The sequence below is a fragment of the Glutamicibacter sp. AGC46 genome, assembly GCF_053543715.1.
In genome coordinates this window covers 147,986-155,001 of the sequence record NZ_JBLVOJ010000007.1, presented here as the reverse complement: position 1 = coordinate 155,001, position 7,016 = coordinate 147,986, and the positions used below count along the sequence as shown (strand labels likewise).

General features: G+C 63.0%; 7 protein-coding genes. 5 read left to right on the top strand and 2 right to left on the bottom strand.

Annotated features, from left to right (window positions below; genetic code table 11):
* Positions 1-82: 82 nt before the first annotated feature.
* Positions 83-1,330 carry a CynX/NimT family MFS transporter gene (locus tag ACNPM8_RS02515; RefSeq protein ID WP_448939269.1) on the top strand — a complete coding sequence of 416 codons (1,248 nt, stop codon included), beginning with the start codon at positions 83-85 and terminating at the stop codon, positions 1,328-1,330.
* Here ACNPM8_RS02515 and ACNPM8_RS02510 read toward each other — a convergent pair.
* Positions 1,327-2,091: a DUF2786 domain-containing protein gene (locus ACNPM8_RS02510; RefSeq protein WP_133834164.1), complete on the bottom strand. Its 765-nt coding sequence runs from the start codon at positions 2,089-2,091 to the stop codon at positions 1,327-1,329. The two genes, ACNPM8_RS02515 and ACNPM8_RS02510, sit on opposite strands and share 4 nt — an antisense overlap.
* Before the next feature lie 216 nt (positions 2,092-2,307).
* Here ACNPM8_RS02510 and ACNPM8_RS02505 point away from each other — a divergent pair, with 216 nt between their 5' ends.
* Positions 2,308-2,472 (top strand): hypothetical protein, encoded by a 165-nt coding sequence (locus ACNPM8_RS02505; protein WP_400341377.1) that lies wholly within the window; start codon positions 2,308-2,310, stop codon positions 2,470-2,472.
* A gap of 27 nt (positions 2,473-2,499) precedes the next feature.
* Here the strand turns inward: ACNPM8_RS02505 and ACNPM8_RS02500 are convergent, their stop codons facing one another.
* Positions 2,500-3,165 (bottom strand): IclR family transcriptional regulator, encoded by a 666-nt coding sequence (locus ACNPM8_RS02500; RefSeq protein ID WP_105656120.1) that lies wholly within the window; start codon positions 3,163-3,165, stop codon positions 2,500-2,502.
* 169 nt (positions 3,166-3,334) lie between these two features.
* Between ACNPM8_RS02500 and ACNPM8_RS02495 the strand changes: the two genes are divergently transcribed.
* The 3 genes from ACNPM8_RS02495 to ACNPM8_RS02485 all read left to right on the top strand — a co-directional run bounded on the left by ACNPM8_RS02495 (position 3,335) and on the right by ACNPM8_RS02485 (position 6,977).
* Positions 3,335-5,233: an FAD-dependent monooxygenase gene (locus tag ACNPM8_RS02495; protein ID WP_448939253.1), complete on the top strand. Its 1,899-nt coding sequence runs from the start codon at positions 3,335-3,337 to the stop codon at positions 5,231-5,233.
* Positions 5,234-5,345: 112 nt separating this feature from the next.
* Positions 5,346-6,065, top strand: coding sequence for an AAA family ATPase (locus tag ACNPM8_RS02490; RefSeq protein ID WP_102599184.1), 720 nt, complete (start codon positions 5,346-5,348; stop codon positions 6,063-6,065).
* An 84-nt stretch (positions 6,066-6,149) separates the two neighbouring features.
* Positions 6,150-6,977, top strand: coding sequence for a PspA/IM30 family protein (locus tag ACNPM8_RS02485; RefSeq protein WP_105656123.1), 828 nt, complete (start codon positions 6,150-6,152; stop codon positions 6,975-6,977).
* The last annotated feature ends 39 nt before the right edge of the window (positions 6,978-7,016 follow it).

Genomic DNA, 7,016 nt, shown 5'->3' with positions numbered 1-7,016 from the left:
CCCTTTTTGGGGGGGCCCGGTTGCCGTAGTCCAGGCAACGGGGATGGGATCCGGGTTTTGAAGCAGATAGTCTGTGGATACCATGCCTGACTTCCCGAAAAACCGCGCCACCCTGTCCAAGGGCTCTGGCGCACTGCTGATCCTTGCCATCATCCTGGCCTCGCTGAACCTGCGTCCTGCCGTCACCTCCTTGGGGTCCCTGCTTGATCTGGTGATTGGCGACCTGCAGATGAATGGCTTCGTGGCCGGAATGATCACCGGCATCCCTCCACTGTGCTTCGCGCTGCTGGGTCCCTTGGCGCCGCGGCTGGCCGGGAAGCGCGGACCGGAACTAGTGGTGGCCTCAGCCATGGGTGCTGTCCTGTTGGGCATTGCCCTGCGCGCGGTGGCTCCGGGGACCGGATTCTTCCTGCTGTGCACCGCATTGGCCCTTGCGGGCATCGCGGTGGGCAACATTCTCATGCCGGTACTGGTCAAGCGCTGGTTCCCGGGAAAGATCGGGATTGTCACCGGCGCCTACACTACGGCGGTTGCCTTGGGTGCTTCCGGAGTTGCGGGGGTCGCCGTGCCGGTGAATCAGATGCTCGGCGGAAACTGGCGCGTGGGCTTGGGATTCTGGGCAATTCTGGCCTTGCTGGCGCTGGTGCTGTGGCTTTTGGTGTACTTCGGGATGCGCAACCAAATCGCAGCCCAGCAGCAGCATCTTGCCAGCAATCCAAATGATGCGGCCGGCATCGGGCCGATGAGCAAGAACGCCACCGCATGGTGGGTGGCGTTGTTCTTCGGCGGGCAGTCCGCCGTGGCTTATATCTTCATGGGGTGGCTGCCCAAGATCTTCATCGACTTGGGAGTCTCGCCGGCATTCGCTGGATCCCTGCTGGCGATCCTGCTGGGTGTGGGCGTGCCTTTGTCCTTCGTGATGCCGGCGCTCGCTGCCAAATTCTCGAACCAGGCGCCACTGGTGATCTTCAACGGTGCCGTGGGCATCATCGCGATCATCGGCATGCTGCTTGCTCCGGTCCAGGGAGCGGTGCTGTGGGCGGTGCTGCTGGGCATTTGCGGGTCGAACTTCCCGCTGGCCTTGACCATGATCGGCTTGAAGGCCCGCACCGCCGCGGGTGTCTCGAAGCTCTCCACCTTCGGCCAGTCTGCGGGCTATCTGCTGGCGTTCCCCGGTCCGTTCCTGGTCGGGGTGCTGCACGAAACTTCGGGTTCATGGGTTGCGCCAATGTGGCTTATTGCCGGCTTGATCGTTTTCCAGACCCTGGTCGGCATCATGGCCGGGCGTCCGCGCTACATCGAGGACACGCAACTAGAGCAAGTGCGCTAGCTGGCGACTTCGCCGGTCGCGGCTGAGTCGACGTGCTTGTCGAAACCGAGATCTGCCTGGCTTCCTGCGACCCGTCCGGCCAATGAGGCATTGGCGCTTCCGGCTGCGGCGCGGTTCCTGCTGCGGCGCAGGAACGGATATTGGTTGCTGACGAATTCGTCGACCTGTTCCTTGCGGCTAGCCAGGACCAGTTCGGTCCCGCTGCCGCTGTGCACGCTTTCTTCCTGGTAGAGGATGGCGATGCGCGAAGCGACTTGCAGGTAGAAGCTGCGCTGGAATTCGCGGCGTTCAATGGTTTTCTCGGAATCGGTGTACCAGTTCGCGTAGAGCTTGCCCTCCTGTGCCCACCAGTGGGCCATGGCGGCAGTCGCCTGGACAACCAAGGAGGCGAAGAGATTCTTGACGGTAGCTACATCCGATTCATGGCCGATGATGTACAGCCTGCACGAGGTCGAGTAGTTGCTTTGCAGCATGGACACCGTGCGGAAGGCCCGGCCCACAGCGGACAGGCCATCGCGCTGTCCCAGGCGGTAGACGCCGCGCATATCGAAGTGCTCCTCGATAATGGCTTCCTTCTTCTTGCCCCGGTGGGCCGAGTCGGCATCCAGTTCCGCACGGCCGATGCCATAGCGCACCATGAGCCGTTCGGCATGTTCCTGGAAGGCCTGCGCTTCGTGCGGATAAGTGGTGTTCTCGGCCTTGTTCAGCAATAGGGCAATGCGTTCTTTCAAGCGTTGCAGCTTTTGCTCAGAGGTGCTCATGGCTTCTTCCTTGCTAGCGGTCCGGCGGTGGCGAAGCGGTCATATCCGGTTCTCTGCATTAGTTTGCCACGAGGTGCAGAGCCCTGCTTGAGGGGCTGTGGGTAACTGCCGCCAGTGGACCCTAGCCGGTTGTGCAAACCGCGCGTAGAGTGAAGGCACCAAGCAGGTCCAGCAGGCCCGCGAACTTCGCTTCGCGGCTGGTCATCGGAGGTTGTGATGGGTGATTTTCGTGCATACACCATGGAAGAGCGGGCCACGTACCTGGCTCCTTCATGCGATCGCTGCGGGCAGCACCGCCACATTGTGTGGGAGAAGGTTGAAGGAACCCAGACCTACCGTCCGCGTGATGCGGGGTGCTCCAATGAGGCCTGCACCGCCTAGCTAGCGCAGCGTGCGGGCAGGTACCGCTCACGAGCGGATACCCAGGCTTGCCGAGATGCGTGCCGAGGCGGCCGTAAGCACGGCTGCAATGTGGTTGCGATCGCGTTCCAGCGGCGGGTAGATGACGGCGATGGCCGCGGGCTTGCCCTGCGGGAGCACCAGCGGAACGGCAATCGAGGTCAACCCCGGGATCACTTCGTCATGGCTGAACTCGAAGTCCTTGGCCGGGTGCTCCTGGGGATTGAGCATGGAACGGATGACCCGTCCCGGTGCGCCGTTGTCGATCGGATGGCGGGTGCCCGGGCGCTGGGCCACGGTGGCATCGGCGAGCCGGGGTTCTGCGGTGCTCAGGGTAACGGCTGCCTCGCCATCGAAGACGACAAGCAGCGCCGTCATCTGCAGCTCATCGGAGACAGTGGCGAGATGCGGTGCGGCCGCGGCCTGCAGGGACTTGGCGACGTTGCGCGCCAGCGCGCCCAGGCGGGCTCCCAATTCGAGCTCGCCTGCAGGATTGCGTTCCACGAAACCGTACTGCTCGAAGGTCTTGACCAGCCGGTAGGCCATGGAGCGGTGCACGCCCAGCAGTCCGGCGAGTTCCGAGACGCTCAGCGGCGTCGCGGATTCCCCGATCAGGGTCAGTGCCTCTAGCCCGCGGCCCAGGGTCTGCGAACCGCCTTCGGTGGTTTTGCTCATGTTCCAATCATTCCATCTGGCCTGCGCAGATGCCTGCCGCGCTGTTCCCGGTGTGATCCACGTCTTGCCTACAGCCTACGTGAAAGCTACGATTGTTTCTATAGTTAGGACAGTGTCGCAATTATAGAGACAATGAAGTTCGGCGGCACAGCGATAGGGGAGCGACATTATGCAGATTCACCACAGGGGATACGTTTCCGGGGATCCACGGGTCAAGGAAGCGGCCGGCTACGGCATCGACCGCGCCGAGCAAATTCCCGATGAAATGGATGTGCTGATCGTTGGAACCGGTCCGGCGGCCGCCGTGGTGACCGCGCAGCTCTCGCGCTTCCCGAGCATCAACGCCCGCGCCATCGAGATGCGCCCGGGCCGGCTCGACGTCGGCCAGGCCGCCGGCATCCAGGCCCGCTCGGTGGAAACCTTCCAGGCTTTCGGCTTCGCCAACGAGGTTGTCGAAGAGGCCTACCGCAATGTCGAAATGTGCTTCTGGACCCCGGACCCCGAGAACCCGGCGAACATCAAGCGCCATTCGCGTGCTGCCGACGACTCCACCGGAATGAGCGAATTCCCGCACATCTATGTGAACCAGTCGCGCATCCTGGACTACTTCCTGCGTGACGCCGAACGCGCGCCGGGCAAAATCACCCCGGACTACGGCGTGGAATACCTCGGCTGCGAGATCGACCCGGACGCCGAATACCCGGTGTCCGCGCGCATCAAGTACGTGGCGGGGCCGCATACCGGCGAAGAGCGCACCGTGAAGGCCAAGTACCTGGTTGGCGGCGACGGCGCGCGCAGCCAGGTGCGCCGCTCGCTGGGCCACAAGCTGCACGGCGATGCGGCCCTGCATGCCTGGGGCGTCATGGACGTCATGGTCAACACCGACTTCCCGGACATCCAGGTCAAATGCTCCATCCAGTCCCACGACGCGGGCAATATCCTGCTCATCCCGCGCGAGGGCGGCTACCTCGTCCGCTTCTACGTGGACCTGGGCGAGCTGACCGCCGAGGATGCCGGGGCCATCCGCAACACCCCGGTCGAGGAAATCGTGGCCACGGCCAACCGCATCATCCACCCGTACACCATGGACGTGAAGAACGTCGCCTGGTTCTCGGTCTACGAGGTGGCCCACCGGATCACCGACGGCTTCGACGACGTTTCCGATGAGGAGCGCGGCACCCGCTGCGCGCGCGCCTTCATCATGGGCGATGCCTGCCACACCCACTCGGCCAAGGCCGGGCAGGGCATGAACGTGTCCATCCAGGACGGCTTCAACCTGGGCTGGAAGCTGGCCGCCGTGCTCGAAGGCCGCGCCCCGGATGCGCTGCTGGATACCTACGCCGGGGAACGCAAGGTCATCGCGCAGAACCTGATCGACTTCGACAAGGAATGGTCCACCCTGATGGCCAAGTCGGTGGACGATTGGGAAGACCCTGACGAGCTGGAGAAGTACTACACCAAGACCCAGGAATTCCCTGCCGGGTTCATGACGCAGTACACCCAATCGCCGATCACCGCCGGCCTGGAGCACCAGGATCTGGCCCCGGGCTTCCCGGTGGGCAAGCGCTTCAAATCCGCCGAGGTCATCCGCCGTTCGGATAACCGCTGGCGCCACCTGGGCCACTTCCACGAGGCTGACGGACGCTGGCGTATCTACGCCTTCGCCGATGCGGCAGCACCGGCACTGGAGGGCACCGCAATGGCCGACTTCGCCGCTTGGTGGAGCGCCGATCCGGCATCGCCGCGCAACCTGTACACCCCGGCAGGCGGGGACGAGGATGCCGTATTCGATACCAAGGCCATCTACCAGCAGGACTATACGCAGGTCGAGCTGCATGATGTGCCCAAGGCCTTCCAGCCGCTGAAGGTCCCGTACGGCCTGCACGACATCAACCAGGTATTCGCAGCCGGCCACGGCCGCGACATCTTCCGCGACCGCGAAATCAGCAAGAACGGCGCCATCGTGTTGGTTCGCCCGGATCAGTACGTCGCCGGGATCTTCCCGCTGGATGCGCGTGAGGAGATCGCCGCGTTCTTCGCCGGGAACATGCTTCCGGCCAACGGCTAGAAAACCCTATTGGCTCTTTTGGCCGCACCCTGCTGAACCATGGGTGCGGCCAAGGGGCCAAGCCTGCATAACTGCCGCCAAGCTGTCGCGCGCTGCTGGTAGCCTCGGGTGCATGAGCGCACTTTTCGACACGCTGCCGGTTCGCCGCATCACCGAACATCCCAAGGCACCCATGGATCGTTCCGACTGGGCCGCCCAGATCCCGGCTGTGCAGCAACTTCTTGACGAGGGCCTTGAACTGGGCCAGCTGACTGTGCTGGTGGGGGAAAACGGCGCGGGAAAATCAACGCTCGTCGAGGCGATTGCAGCGGCCTTTGGGCTGAATGCCGAGGGCGGAACCCGCAACAGCATGCACCAGACCCAACCCACCGAATCCGGGTTGTCCTCGCACCTGCAATTGGAACGCGGAGCCGGTGCGTCCAAGGCCGGCGTGTTCTTGCGCGCGGAAACCATGCACGGGCACTTCGCCTATCTGGGCTCCATCGGCTCGCGCGGAAAGCACAATTTCCAGAGCCATGGCGAATCCTTCGTCGAGTTCTTCACCGAGCGCTCGTATGTCAATGGGTTGTGGGTTTTCGACGAAGCCGAATCAGCGCTGTCCTTCAATGGCTGCCTCATGCTGCTCTCGCATATTGCAGATCTGCTGCGTTCCGGTTCCCAGGTAATTCTCTCCACCCACTCGCCAATTCTTGCTTCCTTGCCGGAGGCGCGAATCTATGAAATCGGGGAGTGGGGCATCCGCGAATCGGACTACGACGAGTTGGACATGGTGCGGAACTGGCGGCTTTTCCTGGATGCCCCGGGACGGTACCTGCGCCATTTCAATGACTAGATTGCCGACGCAGCGTGGTCTTCGGTTAGAGCGGCGCTGCTAATTCCCCTAAGCTTTAAGCAACGGAAGACGAAGGGACGCACTATGGCCAAGAAGCGCTCAATTTGGGCTCGAATGTTCGGTATCGGCAAGGCTAACGCCAACGCCGCTTTGGATGCTCTGGAGGATCCGAAGAAGATGCTGGACCAGTCGGTTCGCGAATACACCAACAACATTGCCCAGGCCGAGCAGGCGGTTGCCCAGACCATCGGCAACCTGCGCATGGCCGAGGACGACCACGCCAAGTTCCAGCAGGAAGCCAAGGACTGGGGCAACAAGGCGCTGGCCGCGTCGAACAAGGCTGACGAATATTCTGCCGCCGGTGACAGCACCAACCAGCAGAAGTTCAACCAGCTGGCCACGGTGGCCATCCAGCGCCAGATGGACGCCGAGAAGCGCGCCAAGAACCTGGGATCCACGATCACCACCCAGCGTGATGTCGTGGCCAAGCTGAAGACCGGTCTGAACACCATGCAGACCAAGCGCCAGGAACTGGTGGCCAAGCGCGATGAGCTGGTGGCCCGCGCGCGCAATGCCAAGACCCAGAACCAGATGATGGACACCCTCAAGGCCCTGGACATCAACGACCCGACCAGCGAGATCAGCCGCTTCGAGCAGCAGATCCGCCAGGACGAAGCCAAGGTCCGCGGTGCGCAGGAACTGGCGGCCTCTTCCCTGGATGCGCAGTTCGCGCAGCTGGAAGACCTCGGTGCCGAGACCGAAGTTGATGCGCGCTTGGCAGCCTTGAAGGCCAGCAACGCCCCGCAGGACATCCTCGAGGAAGCCGACGGTGCCGCGCAGATCGAAGCCGGCGCACCGCAGGTTTCCGAGATCGAAGCACGCCTGGCTGCCTTGAAGAAGAACCAGGCCTAGGTCCTAGCCACAAGCGGCAAAGCGTCCCTTTCCGGATCA

Excerpts from the sequence above, each read along its gene's own strand:
- ACNPM8_RS02510 (WP_133834164.1), bottom strand. The coding sequence starts at position 2,091 with ATGAGCACCTCTGAGCAAAAGCTGCAACGCTTGAAAGAACGCATTGCC.
- ACNPM8_RS02490 (WP_102599184.1), top strand. The coding sequence starts at position 5,346 with ATGAGCGCACTTTTCGACACGCTGCCGGTTCGCCGCATCACCGAACAT.
- ACNPM8_RS02515 (WP_448939269.1), top strand. The coding sequence starts at position 83 with ATGCCTGACTTCCCGAAAAACCGCGCCACCCTGTCCAAGGGCTCTGGC.
- ACNPM8_RS02485 (WP_105656123.1), top strand. The coding sequence starts at position 6,150 with ATGGCCAAGAAGCGCTCAATTTGGGCTCGAATGTTCGGTATCGGCAAG.
- ACNPM8_RS02495 (WP_448939253.1), top strand. The coding sequence starts at position 3,335 with ATGCAGATTCACCACAGGGGATACGTTTCCGGGGATCCACGGGTCAAG.
- ACNPM8_RS02505 (WP_400341377.1), top strand. The coding sequence starts at position 2,308 with ATGGGTGATTTTCGTGCATACACCATGGAAGAGCGGGCCACGTACCTG.
- ACNPM8_RS02500 (WP_105656120.1), bottom strand. The coding sequence starts at position 3,165 with ATGAGCAAAACCACCGAAGGCGGTTCGCAGACCCTGGGCCGCGGGCTA.